Origin of the sequence: Aeromonas media (genome assembly GCF_000819985.1) — a bacterium.
Taxonomy (GTDB): domain Bacteria; phylum Pseudomonadota; class Gammaproteobacteria; order Enterobacterales; family Aeromonadaceae; genus Aeromonas; species Aeromonas media.
Map to the genome: position 1 here is coordinate 18051 of NZ_CDBZ01000210.1, position 20300 is coordinate 38350.

17 protein-coding genes are annotated in these 20300 nt (G+C 63.2%); 10 read left to right on the forward strand and 7 right to left on the reverse strand.

From position 1 onward, the window contains the following. Nucleotides 1–79 precede the first annotated feature (79 nt). From cydD to BN1127_RS18950, 4 genes are all read left to right on the forward strand, one after another. Nucleotides 80–1849, forward strand: coding sequence for a heme ABC transporter permease/ATP-binding protein CydD (gene cydD / locus BN1127_RS18935; RefSeq protein ID WP_042650487.1), 1770 nt, complete (start codon nt 80–82; stop codon nt 1847–1849). Further along, on the forward strand, nt 1842–3587 hold the full coding sequence (gene cydC / locus BN1127_RS18940) for a heme ABC transporter ATP-binding protein/permease CydC (RefSeq protein ID WP_005325857.1): 1746 nt from the start codon (nt 1842–1844) through the stop codon (nt 3585–3587). The genes cydD and cydC overlap by 8 nt, the downstream gene beginning before the upstream one ends. A gap of 156 nt (nt 3588–3743) precedes the next feature. Continuing rightward, on the forward strand, nt 3744–4115 hold the full coding sequence (gene rcsF / locus BN1127_RS18945) for an Rcs stress response system protein RcsF (RefSeq protein ID WP_005325859.1): 372 nt from the start codon (nt 3744–3746) through the stop codon (nt 4113–4115). A gap of 9 nt (nt 4116–4124) precedes the next feature. Then, complete coding sequence (locus tag BN1127_RS18950; RefSeq protein WP_005325861.1) at nt 4125–4511, forward strand: DUF488 domain-containing protein; 387 nt, start codon at nt 4125–4127, stop codon at nt 4509–4511. A gap of 63 nt (nt 4512–4574) precedes the next feature. On the opposite strand, the gene BN1127_RS18955 is transcribed toward BN1127_RS18950, so the two are convergent. Next, complete coding sequence (locus tag BN1127_RS18955; RefSeq protein ID WP_005325863.1) at nt 4575–5567, reverse strand: NAD-dependent epimerase/dehydratase family protein; 993 nt, start codon at nt 5565–5567, stop codon at nt 4575–4577. A 198-nt stretch (nt 5568–5765) separates the two neighbouring features. On the opposite strand from BN1127_RS18955, the gene tsaA reads away from it, so the two are divergent. After that, a complete protein-coding gene (gene tsaA / locus BN1127_RS18960; RefSeq protein ID WP_005325865.1) occupies nt 5766–6470 on the forward strand; it encodes a tRNA (N6-threonylcarbamoyladenosine(37)-N6)-methyltransferase TrmO in 705 nt (234 codons plus the stop codon). Between the two features lie 68 nt (nt 6471–6538). Here tsaA and BN1127_RS18965 read toward each other — a convergent pair whose 3' ends face one another. From BN1127_RS18965 to BN1127_RS18975, 3 genes are read right to left on the reverse strand one after another with little or no spacing between them, the layout of a single operon-like run. Next, nucleotides 6539–7660: a beta-ketoacyl-ACP synthase III gene (locus BN1127_RS18965; RefSeq protein ID WP_005325867.1), complete on the reverse strand. Its 1122-nt coding sequence runs from the start codon at nt 7658–7660 to the stop codon at nt 6539–6541. A 55-nt stretch (nt 7661–7715) separates the two neighbouring features. Continuing rightward, nucleotides 7716–8879 (reverse strand): vWA domain-containing protein, encoded by a 1164-nt coding sequence (locus BN1127_RS18970; RefSeq protein ID WP_005325869.1) that lies wholly within the window; start codon nt 8877–8879, stop codon nt 7716–7718. Continuing rightward, complete coding sequence (locus BN1127_RS18975; protein WP_042650488.1) at nt 8880–9722, reverse strand: AAA family ATPase; 843 nt, start codon at nt 9720–9722, stop codon at nt 8880–8882. 163 nt (nt 9723–9885) lie between these two features. On the opposite strand from BN1127_RS18975, the gene cysK reads away from it, so the two are divergent. From cysK to BN1127_RS19000, 5 genes are all read left to right on the forward strand, one after another. Then, nucleotides 9886–10854 carry a cysteine synthase A gene (cysK, locus tag BN1127_RS18980; RefSeq protein ID WP_041206184.1) on the forward strand — a complete coding sequence of 323 codons (969 nt, stop codon included), beginning with the start codon at nt 9886–9888 and terminating at the stop codon, nt 10852–10854. 442 nt (nt 10855–11296) lie between these two features. Further along, nucleotides 11297–11554, forward strand: a complete 258-nt coding sequence (locus tag BN1127_RS18985; protein WP_005303128.1) for an HPr family phosphocarrier protein — start codon at nt 11297–11299, stop codon at nt 11552–11554. Nucleotides 11555–11598: 44 nt separating this feature from the next. Continuing rightward, nucleotides 11599–13326 (forward strand): phosphoenolpyruvate-protein phosphotransferase PtsI, encoded by a 1728-nt coding sequence (gene ptsI / locus BN1127_RS18990; protein WP_005325873.1) that lies wholly within the window; start codon nt 11599–11601, stop codon nt 13324–13326. 43 nt (nt 13327–13369) lie between these two features. After that, a complete protein-coding gene (gene crr / locus BN1127_RS18995) occupies nt 13370–13879 on the forward strand; it encodes a PTS glucose transporter subunit IIA (protein ID WP_005325875.1) in 510 nt (169 codons plus the stop codon). 274 nt (nt 13880–14153) lie between these two features. Further along, nucleotides 14154–14699, forward strand: a complete 546-nt coding sequence (locus BN1127_RS19000; protein ID WP_005325877.1) for a cytochrome b — start codon at nt 14154–14156, stop codon at nt 14697–14699. 71 nt (nt 14700–14770) lie between these two features. Here the strand turns inward: BN1127_RS19000 and BN1127_RS19005 are convergent, their stop codons facing one another. From BN1127_RS19005 to BN1127_RS19015, 3 genes are all read right to left on the reverse strand, one after another. Continuing rightward, complete coding sequence (locus tag BN1127_RS19005) at nt 14771–18535, reverse strand: AAA family ATPase (protein WP_042650489.1); 3765 nt, start codon at nt 18533–18535, stop codon at nt 14771–14773. Beyond that, a complete protein-coding gene (locus BN1127_RS19010; protein ID WP_042650490.1) occupies nt 18532–19758 on the reverse strand; it encodes an exonuclease SbcCD subunit D C-terminal domain-containing protein in 1227 nt (408 codons plus the stop codon). Before BN1127_RS19010 ends, BN1127_RS19005 begins: the two co-directional genes overlap by 4 nt. A 107-nt stretch (nt 19759–19865) precedes the next feature. Next, nucleotides 19866–20294, reverse strand: a complete 429-nt coding sequence (locus tag BN1127_RS19015; protein ID WP_042650491.1) for a GNAT family N-acetyltransferase — start codon at nt 20292–20294, stop codon at nt 19866–19868. Nucleotides 20295–20300 lie beyond the last annotated feature (6 nt).

Here is a 20300-nt window from a genome sequence, read left to right on the forward strand (position 1 = left end):
TTCACACTCCCGGATCTGCGAGGTTGCCAAGCCGTGGGGGCGACGATAGTCTTGCGCCACTCGACCGAGGAGGGTGGTAATGGACAAGAACAAGCAGAAACATCTCTATGGCTGGTTGCGCAAACAATCGGGCCATGGCCGGTGCTGGATCGGTCTTTCCATTGGTCTGGGCATGGGTCAGGGCATACTGATGGTGATGCAGGCCTGGCTGCTGGCCACCCTGCTCCACGGCTTCATCATCGAAGGCACCACGCCCGAGCAGTCCATTCCCCTCTTTATTGCCCTGCTGCTGGTGACCCTGACCAAGGCTGCACTGGCTTATGGCCGGGAGGTGGCGAGCTTCAGGGCAGGCAGTGCGGTGCGCCAGGCCATCCGCGAGCTGGTGCTCACCCGCCTCGCCCGCCTCGGGCCTGCCTATATCCAGCGCCGCCCCGCCGGCAGTTGGGCCAGCCTGCTGCTCGAGCAGATCGAAGAGATGCAGGAGTTCTTCTCCCGCTATCTGCCCCAGATGGCCATAGCCGTCTTCATCCCCCTGGTGATCCTGGTGGCCGTGTTCCCGGTCAACTGGGCCGCTGGCATCATCTTGCTCGGCACAGCGCCCCTCATCCCGCTCTTCATGATCCTGGTGGGCGTCGGCGCTGCCGATGCCAACCGCCGCAACTTCCAGTCCCTGGCGAGGCTCTCCGGCCACTTCCTCGACAGACTCAAGGGCTTGCGTACCCTGCAGCTCTTCATGCGTACCCAGGCGGAGGGTGAAGCCATTCGCGACGCCTCGGAAGATTTTCGGGAGCGCACCATGGAGGTGCTGCGGCTCGCCTTCCTGAGCACGGCCGTGCTGGAGTTCTTCGCCGCCATCGCGGTGGCCCTGGTGGCGGTCTACTTCGGCTTCTCTTACATAGATCACCTCAATTTCGGTAACTATGGCGCCAAGGTAACGCTCTTTACCGGCTTGTTCGTGCTATTTCTCGCTCCCGAGTTTTACGCGCCGCTGCGGGAACTCGGCGCCCACTACCACGCCAAGGCACAGGCCATAGGCGCCGCCGAGCAGCTGCTGGAGTTTCTCGAGGCCGAAGTCAGCGAGCCAGCTTCAGGGAGTGCCCCCTTCCAGGCCGATGGCCCCATCAGGGTGGAGGCCCGTGCCCTGGAGGTGCTGAGCGCCGAGGGCAAGGTGCTGGTCGGCCCCATCGATTTCACCCTTGAGGCAGGCACGCGCACAGCCCTGGTCGGGATCAGCGGGGCCGGCAAGAGCTCCCTGGTCAACGCCCTGCTCGGCTTTGCCCCCTATCGCGGTTCGCTCCGTGTCAACGGCCAGGAGCTCGCCGAGCTGGACATGAGCCAGTGGCGGCTGCAACTGGGCTGGCTCTCCCAGAACCCCCAGCTGTTCCACGCCTCCCTGAGAGACAACCTGCTGCTGGCCAGGCCCACGGCCAGCGACGCCGAGCTGGAAACCGCCCTGGTGCGGGCCCAGGCCTGGGAATTTGCCAGGGAGAAGGGATTCGACTATCCGGTCGGAGATCAGGCCGGTGGCCTCTCCGTCGGTCAGGCCCAACGCCTCGCCCTGGCCCGCACCCTGCTCAAGTCCACCCAGTTGATAGTGCTGGATGAACCCACTGCCAGCCTGGATCGCCACTCCGAACGCGCCATCATGAGCACGCTCGAAGACGCTGCGAAAGGCAAGACTCTGCTGATGATCACCCACCGCCTCGATCAGCTCAGCCAGATGGACAACATACTGGTGCTGGAGCGCGGCCAGCTGGTGGAGCAAGGCCACTTCGCGCAACTCTGCCAGGCACAGGGGCCCTTCGCCCGTCTGCTGTCCCAACGTTCAGGGGATTCTCTCGATGACTGATCTACTGCCGTTCCTGCGTCTCTACCGCCAGCACTGGCTCAGCCTCTCCCTCGGCCTGCTGCTGGCCCTGGTCACCCTGGTGGCCGGGATGGGGCTGCTCTCCCTCTCAGGCTGGTTCCTCTCCGCCGCCGCCGTGGCGGGGCTGGCGGTCGCCAGCCGGGATACCTTCAACTACATGACCCCGGCCGGCGGCGTGCGCTTCTTCTCCATAGTGCGTACCGCCAGCCGCTGGGGTGAGCGGGTGGTGAGCCACGACGCCACCTTCCGGGTGCTCACCCGGTTGCGGGTCTGGTTCTGGCAAAGACTCTCCCCCCTCTCCCCCGGCACCCTGGCCGGTTTTCGTCAGGCGGATCTGCTCAACCGTCTGGTGGCCGACATCGACGCCATGGATCACGTCTACCTGCGCCTCGTCACTCCCATAGGAGCGGCTCTGCTCAGCTGTGCCGGGCTGGTATTCTTCCTCTCCTTCTTCGACAGCCGCCTGGCGCTGACTCTGGGGGCCATACTGCTCTTTGGCATGCTGGCCCTGCCGCTGGTGTTCTATTTCGCCGGCCGGGCCCCCGGTCGTCGACTCATCGCCGAGAAATCCACCATGCGCACCCGCATGGTGGATTATCTGGACGGCCATGCCGAGCTGCAGATGTTCGCCGCCGCCCCCAAGGCGCTGGCCGAGCTGCAACAGGCCGAGCAGGCCCTGATCCAGGCCCAAGCCCGCATGGCCAGGGTGAGCGGCCTCGCCAGCTTCTCGGTCCAGCTGCTCAGCGGCTGGACCCTTACCCTGATGCTGTGGCTGGCTGGTCACGGCGTCGGCGGTGGCACCCCGGATCCCATCACGGCGCTCATGGTGTTCGCCACCCTGGCAAGCTTCGAGGCGCTGCTGCCTCTGGCGGGCGCCTTCCAGCACCTCTCCACCAGCCTCACCTCGGCCCGTCGTCTCAACGAGATACTGCAGGAGGCCAAGGCGCCAGAGTGGGGAGAGGAGCAAGCGCCTGCGACTCAAGGCGCCTTGCAGATACGGGACCTCCATTTTGCCTATCCCGGCCAGGATACCCCTGTGCTGCGAGGCTGCACCCTGCAACTGAACCCCGGCGAGAAGCTGGCGCTGCTGGGGCAGACTGGTTGTGGCAAGTCCACCCTGATGGGGCTGCTGACCCGGGAGTGGACGGCGCAGACCGGCGAGATACTGCTGGATGGCAAGCCGTTGACCGCGTACGGCGAAGGGGCACTGCGCGCCTCCTGCTCAGTGGTGAGCCAGCGGGTGCATCTGTTTGCCGATACCTTGCGCGGCAACCTCAAGCTGGCCGCCCCCGACGCCAGTGATGAGCGGCTGACCGAGGTTCTCACCCAGGTGGGTCTCGCCACCCTGCTGGCAGACGAAGATGAAGAGGCCGAGAGCGGACTGGACGCCTGGCTCGGGGATGGCGGTCGCCCCCTCTCCGGCGGCGAGCGCCGCCGCATCGGCATCGCCCGCGCCCTGCTGCACGACGCCCCGCTCTGGCTGCTGGATGAGCCGACCGAAGGCCTCGACAGCCAGACCGAGCGGGAGATCATGGCCCTGCTGCTCAAGCTGGGGGCAAGGCGCTCCCTGCTGCTCATCTCCCACCGCCTGCTGGGGCTGGAGCAGATGGACAGGGTAGCCCTGATGGAAGAGGGCAAGATCCGCCTCTGCGCACCGCACCAGGAGTTGCTGGAAGATGACTACTACCGCAGCCTGCACCAGCGGCTGGCTCCCGCCTGATGAAAGCCAATGAAAAAGGGGCAGGGATCTGCCCCTTGTCTTGTTGATAGTGCCAAGATCCCCGTCACAGCTCGCCTCCCGGGCGAAAAATGGGGCTGGTCGCAGGCAGCGACTGACCCCTATAATGGCCCCCTCACTGTTCAACAAGACCTCGACATGAAACGCCTGATCCTGATGATGCCCCTGATTGCCTCCGGTTGTGCCGACTTCGCCTTCAACAGCAATCTGGACAAGGAAAACTTCGACGAGTATTTCAAGCCGGGCGGCGTCCGGATCTATGAGCAGAACCAGCTCGCCGACCTCAATTACCTCTACCTCGGCACCGTCGAGGGTGAGTCATGCCAGGCCGATGCCAATCAGGCGGTGCCCAATGCCGGCGAAGCCCGCACCCTGGCCCGCCGCCGCGTGGCTGACATGGGCGGCAACGGCGTCAGCTTCGACAAGTGCGCCGAGTTCAGCGATGTGCCGGGCTGCCTGAAGCAGGTGATCTGCTACGGTCAGGCGCTGAAAGTGGCCGAAGAGAAGTAAGGTCTCGACATGGCCCTCGCCATCGTCCGCCTCGGCAGCCCCCGTCTCCCCGATGAGGGACTGCGCATCGGCACAGTGCGCCGCCCGCCCCGCGGCGTGCCCAAGAGCGATTTTGCCAGCCAGGATTGGTACGACGTCTGGTTCCCCAACCTGGCCCCCAGCGCCGAGACCATGAAGCTCGGTCAGGCCGCCGAGACCCCGGCCCAGTGGGCTGCCTTCTGCAAGCAGTACAAGGCCGAGATGGCGAGCCCCGCTGCCCGCAACGATCTGGCGCTGCTGGCAGCCCTCTCCCACACCACCAACCTGTCAGTGGGCTGCTACTGCGAGCAGGAGTCCCGCTGCCATAGAGCCGTGCTCAAGGCACTGCTGGCAGACGGCGGCGCGCTGCTGCGCTGACGGGCAAAACGAGAGAGGGCACCCTGCCCCCTCTCGTTTGCCTCTACGCTTCCCCCTGCCGACCTATGACGGTGAATGCTCCCGTACCCGCCGTCGCAGCGCCGCCTCCTCGGCCAGAGTCATGCCCGTCGTAGTCGCCTGCTCGTTGCTGGCCAGCCACGCCACCAGATCGGCCACCGTCTCCTCCAGCGGTCGGAAGTTCAGGCCGTGGACGATGGCGGCCTCGGCGCTGATGCTGCCATAGCCGGCAAACTCGGCCTGGGTGTTGGGCAGCAGCGTGGGATAGCTCTGCCAGGGTTCGACCCCGGCCGCGATCAGGGCTGGCCAGGGGATCCACTCCGGTTGCAGGGGGGAGGCCGGCATCAGGCGGGCCGCCAGACGCTCAACCCAGTCCACCAGGGCGATGCCGGGCTTGACGAGGTTGAAGCAGCCCTCCAGTCGCTGCTCGGCGGCCCGCAGCACGAACTCGGCGCAGTCGCGCACGTCCAGGTATTGCAGCCTGTCCTGCCCCTCCCCCGGCAGCAGCCAGGATCCGCCTTGCTGCACTCGTTGCACCCACCAGGCCAGGCGGCCGGTCGGGTCGAAGGGGCCGCACAGCACGCCGGGGCGCAGTATGCAGAGCCGCTCCCCCCAGCGGGTCCGATACTCTGCCTCGCACAAGACCTTGAGCGGACCGTAGCCGCTGGCTGACTCGCCGGGAGCCACCTGGTGCAGCGGCGCCGACTCGTCCATCTCGGGCCGGGCGAAGTCCCGATAGACGCTGATGGTGGAGATGAAGATGAGGCGCTCACAACGCCCGAGCAGGGCCGTCGATAGGCTGGCCGCCTGCGCTGGGTCATAGCAACAGGTGTCTATGGCCAGATCCCAGTGCAGTCCCTCCCCCAGCAAGGGATCCAGGCTCTGATCCCTGTCCCCCTGCAGTTGGGTCAGCTCGCGCCAGTCAGGGTGCTGGCGGTGACCCCGATTGTACAGCGTCACCTCATGACCCCAATCCAGGGCCAGCGAGGTGAGGTGGCGGCCCAAAAAACCGGTGCCGCCGATAATCAGCAGTTTCATCCCTGTCTCTCCTGTGCGCCGCGGTGCCATGACCCCGGCCAATCCCTGTTCTTCCCCCACCCTACGCAAGTTGACGCCAGGGCACAGCCTCGGATGCCGCGCTCTGCGACCGGGATCACAGGGGGCCACGACTGTGGCGACGCCTGCGTTTTCGGTCCGCCTGTGCTACATTGCCGGGGTTTTCAGCCAGGATCCGCCATGAAGTTCGATATAGACACACTCGGGATCATCCGCTCTCCCTACAAGGAGAAGTTCGCCATCCCCCGCCAGCCCGGCCTGGTCAAATCGGCTCGCGCCCGCCTGGAGCTGCTGCCTCCCTACGATCAGCCGGACGTGCTGCGCGGCATAGAGCAGTTTTCCCACCTCTGGCTCAGCTTCGTGTTTCACCAGACCATGGCCCAGGGCTGGCACCCGACGGTCCGTCCGCCGCGCCTTGGCGGCAACGAGCGGGTCGGGGTCTTTGCCACCCGATCTACCTTCCGCCCCAACCCGCTCGGCCTCTCCGTGGTCGAGCTGCACGGGGTGGGCCGTGAGCGTGGCAAGCTGTGGCTCGACCTCGGCGCCGTGGATCTGCTGGACGGCACCCCTGTGGTCGACATCAAGCCCTATATTCCCTATGCCGACAGCCTGCCCCACGCCCGGGGCGGCTTCGCCCCCGAGGCTCCAACCCCGCCATTGATGGTGAGCTTCACCCCCGAGGCGGAGCTGCAGCTCATGCCCTGGCTCAAGGCCCACCCCGAGCTGCGCCAGCTGGTGAGCGAGGTGCTGGCCCAGGATCCCCGTCCCGCCTACAAGAAGGGCAAGCCGGACGACAAGGAGTACGGCGTCAGATTGTTCGATATGAACGTGCGATTTCAGATAAAAGAACCTGAATGCCTGGTATTGGCCATCGAACCCGCTTGAAAAAGCCGCTTGATCTGCATGAAAAAAGCCACCCCTAGGGTGGCTTGTTTGTGCGCAGAACAGGGCGCTTAGCGCCGTTGCAACAGCAGGCTGCCGATGGAGTAACCGGCGCCGAAGGAGCAGAGCACACCACGGGCCCCGCTAGGCAGGTCCTGGTTGAACAGGTGGAAGGCGATGATGGAGCCCGCCGAGCTGGTGTTGCCATAGCTGTCGAGGATCACCGGCGCCTCCTGCTGGCTGGCGTCGTGGCCCAGCAGCTTGCGGCCGATGAACTGGTTCATGGTGAGGTTGGCCTGATGGAGCCAGAGGCGGTTCAGCTCCCCCGCCTGCCAGCCCTGATCCCCCAGCTGTTCCTCTATCTGTGTGCACACCAGAGGCAGCACCTCCTTGAACACCTTGCGCCCCTGCTGGCGGAACAGCTTGTCATCCCCGTAGCGGGTGCGCGGACTGAATCGGTTCAGGAAGCCGAAGTTGTTGCGGATGTTGTTGGAGTACTGGGTCACCAGCTTGCTCGCCACCAGTTGCCAGGGGTTGGCCACCTTGCAATCGGCCTCCCGCTCCAGCAGCACGGCGGTGCAGGCGTCGCCAAAGATGAAGTGGCTGTCCCTGTCCCGGAAATTGAGATGCCCCGAGCAGATCTCGGGATTCACCACCAGGGCCAGTCTGGCGGTGCCGGCCGCCAGCAGATCCGCCGCCGTCTTGATGCCGAAGGTGGCGGAGGAACAGGCCACGTTCATGTCAAAGGCCATGCCACTCGCCCCCAGATAGTGCTGCAGCTCGATGGCCAGCGCCGGATAGGGGCGCGGCATGTTGGAGGCCGCCACTATGACCAGATCTATCTCCCCCGGCTCGCGACCGGCGGCGATCAGCGCCTGTTCGGCGGCGGCCACCGCCATCTCCACCATGATGGAGGGCTGGTCATCGGGGCGCTCCGCCAGCAGGGGCTGCATGATGTCCGGATCCAGCACCCCTTCCCTGCTCACCAGATAGCGACTCTTGATGCCGGACGCCTTCTCGATGAACTCGCAGCTCGAATGCTGCTTGGCATCCAGCTGGCCAGCGTCGATGGCGGAGGCGTTCTCCTCGTTGTAGAGATCCACATACTGGTTGAAGGCAGCCACCAGCTCTTCATTGCTGACGGCAAAGGGGGGGGTATAGAGGCCTGAGCCACTGATTACGATAGAGGTCATCTTTGCTCCTGGCCGGGTGCAATCCCGGCTTGTCTGTTTTTTAGGGTTCAGAGATTCATAGCTGATCGATCGCTCCGGCGAGACCAGCCAGGGTCAGCGGGTGCATGCGCCCGCCAATCACGTCATTCATCAACTTGATGGAGGGGTGCCAGAGCCACTCCTGCCTCGGCAGCGGATTGATCCACACCATCTTGGGGAAATGTTGTTGCAGGCGCCCGAGCCACACCTGGCCGGGCTCCTCATTCCAGTACTCTACGCTGCCACCGGGCCAGGTGATCTCGTAGGGACCCATCTTGGCGTCCCCCACCAGGATCACCCGATAGTCGCTGCCGTAGGTGCGCAGCAGCCGCAAGGTATCAAAACGCTCCTCGGCCCGGCGGGCGTTGTCCTGCCAGACGAAGTCGTAGAGACAGTTGTGAAAATAGAAGTACTCCAGATGCTTGAACTCGTGGCGCAGCGCCGAGAAGAGCCGCTGCACCTCGGCCACGTGGGCATCCATGGACCCCCCAACATCGAAGAACACCAGCAGCTTGACCCCGTTGTGGCGCTCGGGTCTGAGCTTCACATCGAGCCAGCCCTGGCGGGCCGTGCTGCTGATGGTGTCGTCGAGATCCAGCTCCGAGGGATTGCCCTTGCGCACCCAGCGCCTGAGCTTGCGCAGCGCCAGCTGGATGGCCCGCTGGCCGAGCGGCGAGTCGTCGCTGAAGTTGCGATAATGGCGCGCCTCCCACACCTTGGTTGCCTTGCCATGCTGGCCTTCTCCCCCCATGCGGATCCCTTCGGGGTGGAAGCCGCCATGGCCGAACGGACTGCTGCCCCCGGTGCCCACCCACTTGTTGCCGCCGGCGTGGCGCGCGTTCTGTTCGCGCAGGCGCTGGTTGAGGGTCTCCAGCAGCTTGTCGAGCCCGCCGAGGGATCTGAGCAAGGCTTTCTCCTCAGGGCTCAATAACCGCTCGAACTCCTGGCGCAACCAGTCGTCCGGCAGCGTCTCGGGCAGCAAGGGGATGGCCTCCAGCCCCTGGTAGTACTCAGCGAAGGCGCGATCGAAGCGATCATAGTGAGCCTCGTCCTTCACCAGCAGGCTGCGGGACAAGCGATAGAAGTCGTCCATGTCCACGCTGGCGAGTCCGGCCGCCAGGGCCCCATGGAGATCCAGCAACTCGCGCAGGCTGCAGGGCAGCTTGTGACGGCGCAGGTGAAGGAAGAAGTCGATGAGCATTCAGCCGCCACGACGCGCCAGGAAGGCGAGCTTCTCGAAGAGGTGCAAGTCCTGCTCCGTCTTGAGCAGGGCGCCATAGAGAGCGGGCACCAGCTTGCCAGGCTCCCGGCTGCGCAGCGCCTCGGGGGCGATGTCATCGGCCAGCAGCAGGCGGATCCAGTCCAGCAGCTCCGAGGTGGAGGGCTTCTTGCGCAGCCCCTCCACATTACGCAGCTCGAAGAAGAGATCCATCGCCTCGCCGAGCAGGCCCTCCTTGAGGTTGGGATGGTGCAGCTGGACGATGGCCTGCATCTCGGCCTTGTCGGGGAAGCGGATGTAATGGAAAAAACAGCGGCGCAGGAAGGCGTCCGGCAGCTCTTTCTCGTTGTTGGAGGTGATGATGACCACCGGACGCTGGCGCGCCTTGATGCGCTCGCCGGTTTCGTAGACATCGAACTCCATCCGATCCAGCTCCAGCAACAGATCGTTGGGAAACTCGATGTCCGCCTTGTCGATTTCATCGATGAGCAGTACCGGCCTCTGCGAGGCAGCGAAGGCCTGCCACAGCTTGCCGCGGCGGATGTAATGGTTGATGTCCCCTACCCGCGGCTCCCCGAGCTGGGAGTCCCGCAGCCGGGCCACCGCATCGTATTCATAGAGCCCCTGCTGGGCCTTGGTGGTGGACTTGATGTGCCAGCTGATGAGGTCGGCACCGAGCGACTCGGCAACCGCCTCGGCCAGCACCGTCTTGCCGGTGCCCGGTTCACCTTTGATCAGCAGCGGCTTCTCCAGCACGATGGCGGCATTGACGGCCATACTCAGTGACTTTGATGCGAGATAGCGATCGCTTCCTGCAAATCCCATGAGATCCATTCCTTTGGTCGCAGGAGAACCCAGGGGCCCTTCGGCGAGAGAGAATAAGTTCTATATGTTGTAATAACATATTGTTATAACGATTCGTCACTTCTCATTCAGAAACCACAGGGTAATCTTGTTTCATCGCCTTAACAAACACAGGGATAGCACCATGAGCAAAATTTTTGAGGACAACAGCCAGACCATAGGCAACACCCCGCTGGTTCGTCTCAACCGTGTTACCAAGGGCCGCGTGCTGGCCAAGATCGAGAGCCGCAACCCGAGCTTCAGCGTCAAGTGCCGGATCGGCGCCAATCTCATCTGGGATGCCGAGAAACGCGGCGTGCTGACCAAGGGCAAGGAGATCATCGAGCCTACCAGCGGTAACACGGGCATTGCCCTGGCGTTCGTGGCTGCGGCCCGTGGCTATCCCATCACCCTGACCATGCCGGCCACCATGAGCCTTGAGCGCCGCAAGCTGCTCAAGGCGCTTGGCGCCAACCTGGTGCTGACCGAAGGGCCGCTGGGCATGAAAGGCGCCATTGCCAAGGCCAACGAGATCCTCGAATCCGAGCCGGGCAAGTATGTGCTGCTGCAGCAGTTCGAAAACCCCGCCAACCCCGAGATCCACGAGCAGACCACAGGCCCCGAGATCTGGGATGCCACCGACGGTGACGTGGATGTGTTTGTGGCAGGCGTCGGCACCGGCGGCACCATCACTGGTGTCTCCCGCTACATCAAGCAGACCAAGGGCAAGGCCATCGTCTCCGTGGCGGTCGAACCCAGCGAATCTCCCGTCATCAGCCAGAAACTGGCGGGCGAAGAGATAAAGCCCGGTCCCCACAAGATCCAGGGCATAGGCGCCGGCTTCATTCCAGGCAACCTGGACCTGACCCTGCTGGACCGCGTCGAGCAGGTGAGCAGCGAGGAGTCCATCGAGATGGCTCGCCGCCTGATGGAAGAGGAAGGCATTCTGGCGGGGATCAGCTCCGGCGCCGCCGTGGTCGCTGCCGCCCGTCTGGCCGAGCTGCCGGAGTTCGAAGGGAAAACGATTGTCGTCATCCTGCCGAGTGCTGCCGAGCGTTATCTCTCCAGTGCCCTCTTCGCCGGCGTGTTCAGCGAACAGGAACTGCAACAGTAATTGATCGCATTACACCAAAACAACGGCGCCTCTGGGGGCGCCGTTTTCATTATGCGCTAAACTCAGTAGCCATCAGTGTCAGTCGACCCCTTATTTTTTGGGGTAAAATAACAAACTTGGGTGTGACAAAAAAAGCAGACATTCTGTGATAAATCTCATATCCTGTGCGGCGTCACGAGGTGTTTACCGGCTAGGTATCACAAGGTAACAAAGTGTTATTTTTCGTTATAAATTAATTTCAGGCCAGACCTGACGCGGCTTGTAGCCCGATGACGAAAAAGACTTAGCCAGGGCGCCGAATACTGCACAGAAAATTGACCTGGATTAAACCATTGCAGGTCTGATTTCGTTACTTTACAACATATCCATACTGACACGGTGAGACAGGAAGCCTCATTAGCGACCATCTCTCCACACAATATCAATAATATGGGGTGAAACCATGTACGAGAAGTCTGTTGTTATTACTGCTGAAAACGGCCTGCACACCCGTCCCGCAGCTCAGTTCGTGAAAGAAGCCAAAGAATTCCAAAGCGAGATCACTGTGGTCTCCGGTGGCAAATCCGCCAGCGCCAAGAGCCTGTTCAAGCTGCAGACCCTGGGCCTGACCAAAGGCACCAACGTGACCATCCAGGCCGACGGCCCGGACGCTCAGAAAGCCGTTGAGAAGCTGGTTGCCCTGATGGACGAGCTGGAGTAATCCAGCTTTATTCCTCCCCCACAGTCGTTTTAATAGGAAGGATTATGATATCTGGCATTCTTGCGTCCCCCGGTATCGCATTCGGTAAGGCGCTTCTTCTGAAAGAAGATGAAATCGTTATCAATCAGGGCAAGATTTCTGCCGACCAGATTGACGCCGAGATCAACCGCTTCCTCGAAGCCCGCACCAAGTCAGCCGCACAGCTGGAAGCCATCAAAGAGATGGCCGGTCGTACCTTCGGTGAAGAAAAAGAGGCCATCTTCGAAGGCCACATCATGCTGCTCGAAGATGAGGAGCTGGAAGGGGATATCAGATCCTTCATCAAAGACAACAAGGCGTCCGCCGACAAAGCCATCTATGAAGTGATCGAACAGTACGCCAAGATGATGGCCGAGCTGGACGACCCCTATCTGCGTGAGCGCGCCACCGACTTCCGTGACATCGGAACCCGTCTGGTGAAGAACGTGCTGGGCATCGCCGTTGTCAACCTGAGCACCATAGACGAAGAGGTCATTCTGGTCGCCAAAGACCTGACCCCGTCCGAAACCGCTCAGATCAACCTGAAATATGTGCTGGGCTTCGTTACCGACATCGGTGGCCGCACCTCTCACACTTCCATCATGGCCCGCTCCCTGGAGCTGCCGGCCATCGTGGGCACCAACGACATCACCGCACGCGTCAACAATGGCGAGATGCTGATACTGGATGGCATCAACAACCAGATCATCATCAACCCGACCGCCGAACAGCTGGCTGAAGCCAAGAAATTCCAGGCCCAGTTCCAGGCCGAGAAGGACGAACTGGCCAAGCTGAAAGATCTGCCCGCCATCACCCTGGATGGTCATCAGGTCGAAGTCTGCGCCAACATAGGTACCGTCAAGGATACCGAGGGCGCCATCCGCAATGGCGCCGAAGGCGTGGGTCTGTACCGCACCGAGTTCCTGTTCATGGACCGCGATGCGCTGCCGACCGAAGACGAGCAGTTCAAGGCCTATAAAGAAGTGGCAGAGGCCATGCCGGATCAGCCGATCATCGTCCGTACCATGGACATCGGCGGCGACAAAGAACTGCCCTACATGAATTTCCCGAAAGAGATGAACCCCTTCCTGGGCTGGCGTGCCGTGCGTATTTTCTTCGATCGTGAAGACATCATGCACGCCCAGCTGAAGGCCATCCTGCGCGCCTCTGCCTTCGGCAAGCTGCGCATCATGTTCCCGATGATCATCTCCGTCGAAGAGTTCCGCAGCCTCAAGGCCACCGTAGAGCAGCTGAAGGCTGAACTGCGTGCCGACGGCAAAGCCTTTGATGAATCCATCGAAGTGGGTATCATGATCGAGACCCCGGCCGCTGCCGTGATGGCTCATCATCTTGCCAAGGAAGTGGATTTCTTCAGTATCGGTACCAACGACCTGACCCAGTACACCCTGGCCGTCGATCGTGGTAACGAGATGATTTCCGCCATGTACAACCCGCTGTCACCCTCCGTCCTGACCCTGATCAAGATGGTAATCGACGCTTCCCATGACAATGGCAAGTGGACCGGTATGTGCGGTGAACTGGCTGGTGACGAACGCGCCACCCTGCTGCTGCTGGGTATGGGTCTGGATGAGTTCTCCATGAGCGCCATCTCTGTACCGCGTATCAAGAAGCTTATCCGCAACACCAACTTCGAAGATGTGAAGGCAATGGCAGACCAGGCACTGAGCTATGCGACCGCCGCCGAAATCGAAGCCTGTGTAGATAACTTTATTAAGCAGAAGGCAGTCTGCTAAGATCGGCTGCAAACAGCGACAATCATCTCTAGGAGCTTTTACTATGGGTCTGTTTGATAAACTGAAGAAACTGGTTTCCGATGACAGTTCTGACACCGGCGGCATCGAAATTTTTGCACCGCTGTCTGGCGAAATCGTGCCGATCGAAGATGTGCCTGACGTTGTCTTCGCCGAGAAGATCGTCGGTGACGGCATCGCCATCAAGCCGGCTGGCAACAAGATGGTTGCCCCGTGCGACGGCACCATCGGCAAGATCTTCGAGACCAACCACGCGTTCTCTCTGGAATCCGACTCTGGTATCGAGCTGTTCGTTCACTTCGGTATCGACACCGTCGAGCTGAAAGGCGAAGGCTTCACCCGTATCGCCCAGGAAGGTCAGAAGGTCAAGCGCGGTGATACCATCATCGAGTTCGATCTGGCTGTACTGGAAGCGAAGGCGAAGTCTACCCTGACTCCGGTCGTCATCTCCAACATGGACGAGATTAAAGAGCTGATCAAGATGACTGGCGCCGTGACCGTGGGCGAGACCCCGGTTATCCGCATCAAGAAATAATGCGCTGCTGGCTGGTGCCAGCTGCTGCAACAAAAAACCGAAGCCATGTGCTTCGGTTTTTTTATGGGCAACACCTTAGGTCCGCCTGTTCTCAACCATCAGGGGCTAACTAGTTCCCTGACCGGACAAGGGGAATCCGATGCAAAAGCGCGGTCGAGATCAAGGCATTGCCCGACAAGCCTTGTAGCATGGGAGTGGAAACCACGGGATCCCGGCGCCGTGCGTGACGGGATGGATCAGGGCGATGGAATGCGCCCTCCGGAAGGAGATAAAGATGCTGAAGAATACGGAACAACGTTATGGCAGCCTGAGCATAGGGTTGCACTGGCTAACCCTGCTGCTGATAGTGGCCGTTTATGGGCTGATGGAGTTCAGGGATATTTTTCCCAAGGGCTCGGCCGGACGCGACCTGATGAAGGAGTTTCACTTCATGGTGGGCTTGCTGATCCTGGCGCTGGTAGTGGTGCGGCTGCTGGTGCGCTTTGGCAGCCCCTCACCGCGCATCCTGCCCGCCCCCTCACCTCTGATGCTCAAGCTCGGCCACCTCGCCCATCTGGCCCTCTATGGCTTCCTGATACTCACCCCGCTGCTGGGCTGGCTGCTGCTGAGTGCGGGTGGCAAGCCCATCCCCTTCTTCGGATTTGAGTTGCCCGCGCTGATAGGACCGGATGATGGCCTGAAAGGGATCATCAAGGATCTGCACGAAACGCTGGCCAACCTGGGTTATGCCCTGATTGCCCTGCACGCTGCAGCAGCCATCTACCACCACCACGTGCTCAAGGACAATACCCTCACCAATATGCTGCCCGAGCGCAAATAACCGGCGACGGGTTGCACACCAGCAAAAAGGCCCCTTTGACAGGGGCCTTTTGTCATGGACGCACATCATCCTCAGGGCAACACCACCCGGCTCTCTCCCCCACCGAGGGCCTCGACCCTTATTTGCACGCCGATCCGCTCCACCAGGGTCTGAACGTGGGAGATGACCCCGATCTGGCGGCCCGCCGCCTGCAGGGAGTCCAGGCTGGAGAGCGCCAGATCCAGGCTGTCCGGATCCAGGGTGCCGAACCCCTCGTCGATGAAGAGCGACTCGACCTGGGTCTGGCGCGACGACAGGCTGGAGAGCGCCAGCGCCAACGCCAGCGACACCAGGAAGCTCTCGCCGCCGGAGAGAGAGTCCACGGAGCGCACCTCGTCCCCCATGTCCAGATCCACCACCTGCAGCGCCAGATCCGTGCCGGGCACCCGCTCCAGTCGATAGCGCGGCGACAGCTCGCCAAGCTGGGCGTTGGCCTCCAACAATAGACGTTCGAGCGTGAGGCTCTGGGCGAAGGTGCGCAGCTTGGCGCCGCTGGCGGAGCCGATAAGCTCGGACAGTTGCAGCCAGTGATCCGCCACCGCCTGCTGGGCCGCCAAGTCCTCCTGCAGGCTCCCCGCCTTCAGCGCCGCCGCCTCGGCCTGGGCCAGCGTGCTCTTGCACTGGAACAGCTGCTCTTCCAGCTCGCGGCAGCGAGCCTCGCAGGCGCCCAGACACTCGGCAAGGGCCTCGGCCGTGAGGGCGGTCAGCTCCCCATGATGCTCCCGATAGCGCGCCAGCTTGGCCTCCTCCTGGGCCAGCGCCCGCTGACGCTCGGCCAACCGGGTGCGGGCCTCGGCCAGGGCATCATCCAGGCGCTGCAAGGCGGTACGGCGAGCCCTGAGCTCATCCGGCGTGATGGCCAGCAGCCGACGCAGATCATATTCGGCGATGCCGAGAGTGCCAGCATGGGCCGCCCAGCGCCCCAGCGCCTCGCGGCGACGACGGCTGCTCACCTGCCTGTCCTGCTCGAGATGGGCTAGCCTCGCCTTGAGCTCGGTCTGCTTCTCCCGGGCGACCCGCAGTGCCGTCACCGCCTCCTCGAGCTGACTGGCCGCCAGTTGCAATCGCTGCTGCCACTCCTGCTCGATCAGGGTGATGGCGCGGCCCCCGAGGCAGGCCTCCCGGCTGGCGAGCAACCCCTGACGCTGCTGCTCCGCCTCCTTGTAGTCGCGCTCCAGCTTGTGCAGCAGCTCGTTCTGGCTTTGCAGCCGCGCCTCCTGGGCACTCAAGACCGGGGTCAGAGTGGCCAGCTCGCCGCCAAGCTGCTCCCACTCATTCTGTCCGTGCAGATACTCCTCGCAGGTCTGCTGCCACGCCAGCCATTGCTGGCTACCAAGCCACTGGCGCCAGGGCTCGGCCCCCATTTGTTGATCGAGACGGGCCTCACCCTGTGCCAGGCGCTGACGCAAGGATGCCTCCTGTTCGGCCAGTGCCTTCAGCTCGGCCTCCCACTCAACCTTCTGCCGCTCCGCCTCCTGCCATTGCTGCTCAAACTGCTGATGGCGGGCGGTCAGCTGGCTCAGCTGCTGGCGCACGGCCTGCAACTGCTGCTGGCCGAACTGGGCCTCACGCAGTTGCTGCTGGCTCTGGGCCAGCCCATGCTCCAGAGTCTGGCCACGGCTAAGCAGGGTACTCATCAGCTCGCTCCACTTGGTCAGGGAATCGGCTTGATTCTGATTCAGTGGCAACGGGTGGCCCAGCAACTTGGCACCGCCGAGCTGCTGCCAACGCAAGGTCAGTTGTTCGGCGCGGGCATCCAGCTCCGGCAGATGCTGGCGGCGCGCCGCCAGCTGGCGTGCCAGCTCCTGGCGTTCGCTCTCGCACTGGATGTATTGATGATTGAGTCGCTCCCACTCGAGCTCGAGGCTGCGGGATCGATCCGCCAGCTGACCCAGAATGCCCGCCACCTGCGGTTGGCTCTGACTGTAGGGGTGCTCCTCGGCGCCGCAGAGGGGACAAGGTTCACCATCGTTCAGGATGTGGCGATATTGCTCGAAACTGGCGATGGCGCGAGACTGCTCCAGCGCGTGGCGCGCCTCGTCTCGCTGCAGGGCGAGCCGCTCGCGGGCCGGCGCCAGCTCGCCGCCGAGCGTGGTCAGCCGGCTCAGGGCCTGCTCCAGCTGGGCGATCTCCTGCTGCAAACGGCCATGCTGCTCGCCGTGATTGCGACCATAATCAGCCAGCTCCAACAACTGATGCAGCTGGCCCAGCTGTTCGGTCTGCTGCTGCCACTGTTCCTGCGCCTTGGCAAGGCGGATCTCCCACTGCTGCTCCTGCAACTCGTGCTGCTGTTGCTGCAATCGCGCCTGCTCCTGCTGCCAGTCGTCGCGCTCCTGCTGTCCCTGCGCCAGCCGGCTGGCGAGATCCCGCAGGGCATGGCCCTTGTGCTCGCGGCTTTGCAACACGCGCTGTAGCAGCTCCCTGTCCGCCGCCCAGTCCTGGATGGCTGCCAGCAAAGGCTGCCACTGGCGCGCCAGTGGGGCCAGGGCCTTGCGCTCCTCGAGCCACAGAGCCCACTGCTGACGGCGCACCGTCAGGGCCTCGACCCGGCTCGCCTGCTGCTGCCACTCCTGCTGCAGTTCCAGTTGCAGGGCGCGTGCCTGGGTCCCCTGCTGCCGGGTCTCCTGCAACTGCTGGCTCTTCTCCTTGAGCCGGGTATCGAGCTCCTGCGCCCGCTTGAGCTCGGGTTGCAGGGCACCCCACTCCCGCTCTGCGGCAATCTTGTCGGCCAGCAGCTGCTGCTCGCGCAGCGCGGCCTGCTGCAACACGGGTTCAACCTGCTCCAGCTGGGACGCAAGCTGGCCTATCTGCTGCTCCTGCTGCTGCACCTCCAGGGTGAGGCGGGCAAGTTCGTCGTGATCGGCGCGGGCCACCTGGGCCTGCTCGGCGCGGGCAAACTCTTCCCGCCCGGGCGCCGCCTCGCCATGGGCTGCCTCGGCGGCGGCCAGCGCCTCCTGCCCCTCCCTGCAAGCCTGCAACTGGGCGGCAATTCGTCCGTTGAGATCCCGCAAGTCCTGCAACAGCTGACGCTGCTGCTGCTCGTGCTTGAGGCTGGTGGAGAGACTCAGCTGCTGGGCGACCCAGTGCTCACGCGTTTCGTCGTCCATCAGGGCCACATCGCCGAGCCGCTGCTGTATGGTCGCCAGCGCCTGCTGCTCGGCCCGTGCCCGCTCATGGGTCTGGATGGAGATGGCGGAGTAGAGCTCGGTGCCCGTCATCCGCTCGAGCAGGGCGGAGCGCTCATCGGCGCTCGACTTGAGGAAGGCGGCGAACTCCCCTTGCGGCAGGATGACGGCGCGGCGGAACTGCTCCCAGGAGAGGCCCACCAGCTCGTCGATGCGATCCTGCAGCTCCCGCTTGCTGCCAGAGAAGACCTGCCCCGACTCGACGTCGGTCAGGCTGCGCTCCTGAGCCTGGAAGCGCCCCTCCGAGCGATTGCGGGCACGACGCACCGCCCAACGCGCCAGCCAGATGCGGCCGTCGCAGCCGCGGAACTTCACCTCGGCACAGCCGCTGGCGTGGCCGCGGCTCAAGATGCCGCGCACGTCGTTGGCCTTGAGCTTCTCCTCGTCATCCGCCCTGCCCACTTCGGCCACGTGCTTGCGATTGGCGATGAAGCGCGGCATCTCGTCATAGAGGGCGAGGCAGATGGCGTCGAGCAATGTGCTCTTGCCCGCGCCTGTATTGCCGGTGATGGCAAAGAGCCCGGCAGCCCCCAAAGCGCCACCGGCGAAGTCGATGGTGAAAGCCCCGGTCAGGCTGGCCAGGTTTTCCCCTGCAAGAGACAAGATTTTCATGGGTTGGATTCCTTCACCTGCTCCAGGATCTCTTCAAACAACGCCACCAACTCGGCCGCCGGCTCCCCGTCGAACTGCCGCTGATAGCAGAGGCGAAACACCTCTGTGGGAGCGAGTTCATCCAGCCTGCGCCGTTCGCGGCCATCGGCCAGCCCCTCCCCCGAGCCCTGATACTGGGTGCTGATGCGGGCGAGGCGCACCGGTTTGCCCACCATGGCCGCCAGAATGCGCTCGCGGATGCGCGCCTCGGGTTTGGGCAGCAGCAGCCGCACCTCGAGGAAGGGCTGTGCCTGCTGGGGGCAGTCAGGCAGGGAGAGCGCCTCTATGGCTTTCAGCGCCTCCTCGAGTGTGCCCTGGGGCAGGCGGATCATTTCCACCGCTCGGGGCACGGGGATCCGCTCCAGCCCCGCCAGCTTGCCCCCCTCAAACCTGACCTCCAGCACCTGATGGTTGTAGTTGACCTCGGCGAGGGAGAGCGGCAGCGGCGAGCCGCTGTAGTGCACCCCCTCGGCCGGGCTCTGGGCCAGATGGAGGTGGCCAAGGGCCGTGTAGTCGGCGGCGGCGAAGATGTCGGCAGGCAGGGCGTGCTGATTGCCCCCCAGCACCCGCCGCTCGGAAAGCTCGGATAGCTGGCCCGCCGCCAGGTAGGCGTGGCCCATGGCGATAAGGGCCTGGCCGGGCTCGCAGCGCGTGCGGCCTTGCGCCAGCACGTCCTGATAGATCTGGCGAACCCCCTCGATCAGCCGATCCTGCCCCTCTTCGAGCGGCTCCACCCGCAGATCGCTGCTGCGAAGAAAAGGCACGGCAGCGCACCAGGCGGCGACCTTGCCCTCCTTGTCTTGCAACGGCACCAGCAGGCGATCGGTCTCGAGCTTGCCCTCCCCGTCCCGGCTGATGCTGCCCACCAGATGCAGGTCGAAGGCCCGCAGCAGCTCGTGGGGGGCGTCCAGCTTGGAGGGGGAATCGTGGTTGCCGCCGATCAGCACCATGTTGAGGTGAGGCATCTCGGCGCGCAGCCTGGCCAGGAAGCGATAGAGCTGCTGCCAGGCGCTGGCTGGCGGATTGGCGGTATCAAACAGATCCCCTGCTACCAGCAGGGCGTCGATCTGCCGCGTCTTGATGGTGTCGGTCAGCCAGTCGAGAAAGGCATCGTGTTCGAAGCGGCGCTCATGGCCATGGAGTTGATGGCCAAGGTGCCAGTCGGCTGTGTGCAGGATCTTCATGAAAAACGGCTCGAAAGATAAGAGGGGAGGTGCCAGTGGTACCCGATGAGGACAAGATGAGGATATGCCCCTCTTTTTTCAAGCAAAACAGGCCGCTGACGTCAGATTCAGGCGGGCTGGGAATGCATCTCATACTGGGGATGGCCGGTCAGGGGATCCGAGACTTCATTACCGACCCTGAATCCGTGGCGGCGATAGAAGCGCACCGCCGGCTCGTTTTCCACGAAGACCCGGGTATGGAGCGCCCCCCCCTGCTGCTTGGCCTCCTGCAGCAGGGCATGGCCGACCCCGCGCCCCTGGCGGTCGGGTCGCACGAACAGAGCGGCCAGATAGTCATCCACCAGCGCCATGAAACCGAGCAGCTCGCCGCGCTCCTCGAACACCCAGATGCGGGCGTGATCGAGGTAGCGGGTACGCAGTTCCTCCTGAGCCTGCCACCAGCAGGAAGCGTCAACGAAATCATGGGCCTGCAAGGATGCCAGCAGCCAGATCTCGACGATCTCTTCCATGTCTTCCGGCCGGCTCGCTCTCAACATATTCGC

What these genes read in the sequence shown, in the direction of transcription:
- cydC (WP_005325857.1), top strand. Translation starts at nt 1,842, where the DNA reads ATGACTGATCTACTGCCGTTCCTGCGTCTCTACCGCCAGCACTGGCTC.
- rcsF (WP_005325859.1), top strand. Translation starts at nt 3,744, where the DNA reads ATGAAACGCCTGATCCTGATGATGCCCCTGATTGCCTCCGGTTGTGCC.
- tsaA (WP_005325865.1), top strand. Translation starts at nt 5,766, where the DNA reads ATGAAGTTCGATATAGACACACTCGGGATCATCCGCTCTCCCTACAAG.
- BN1127_RS18975 (WP_042650488.1), bottom strand. Translation starts at nt 9,722, where the DNA reads ATGGGATTTGCAGGAAGCGATCGCTATCTCGCATCAAAGTCACTGAGT.
- BN1127_RS18970 (WP_005325869.1), bottom strand. Translation starts at nt 8,879, where the DNA reads ATGCTCATCGACTTCTTCCTTCACCTGCGCCGTCACAAGCTGCCCTGC.
- crr (WP_005325875.1), top strand. Translation starts at nt 13,370, where the DNA reads ATGGGTCTGTTTGATAAACTGAAGAAACTGGTTTCCGATGACAGTTCT.
- BN1127_RS19005 (WP_042650489.1), bottom strand. Translation starts at nt 18,535, where the DNA reads ATGAAAATCTTGTCTCTTGCAGGGGAAAACCTGGCCAGCCTGACCGGG.
- BN1127_RS18985 (WP_005303128.1), top strand. Translation starts at nt 11,297, where the DNA reads ATGTACGAGAAGTCTGTTGTTATTACTGCTGAAAACGGCCTGCACACC.
- BN1127_RS18950 (WP_005325861.1), top strand. Translation starts at nt 4,125, where the DNA reads ATGGCCCTCGCCATCGTCCGCCTCGGCAGCCCCCGTCTCCCCGATGAG.
- BN1127_RS18955 (WP_005325863.1), bottom strand. Translation starts at nt 5,567, where the DNA reads ATGAAACTGCTGATTATCGGCGGCACCGGTTTTTTGGGCCGCCACCTC.
- cydD (WP_042650487.1), top strand. Translation starts at nt 80, where the DNA reads ATGGACAAGAACAAGCAGAAACATCTCTATGGCTGGTTGCGCAAACAA.
- BN1127_RS19015 (WP_042650491.1), bottom strand. Translation starts at nt 20,294, where the DNA reads ATGTTGAGAGCGAGCCGGCCGGAAGACATGGAAGAGATCGTCGAGATC.
- cysK (WP_041206184.1), top strand. Translation starts at nt 9,886, where the DNA reads ATGAGCAAAATTTTTGAGGACAACAGCCAGACCATAGGCAACACCCCG.
- ptsI (WP_005325873.1), top strand. Translation starts at nt 11,599, where the DNA reads ATGATATCTGGCATTCTTGCGTCCCCCGGTATCGCATTCGGTAAGGCG.
- BN1127_RS19010 (WP_042650490.1), bottom strand. Translation starts at nt 19,758, where the DNA reads ATGAAGATCCTGCACACAGCCGACTGGCACCTTGGCCATCAACTCCAT.
- BN1127_RS19000 (WP_005325877.1), top strand. Translation starts at nt 14,154, where the DNA reads ATGCTGAAGAATACGGAACAACGTTATGGCAGCCTGAGCATAGGGTTG.
- BN1127_RS18965 (WP_005325867.1), bottom strand. Translation starts at nt 7,660, where the DNA reads ATGACCTCTATCGTAATCAGTGGCTCAGGCCTCTATACCCCCCCCTTT.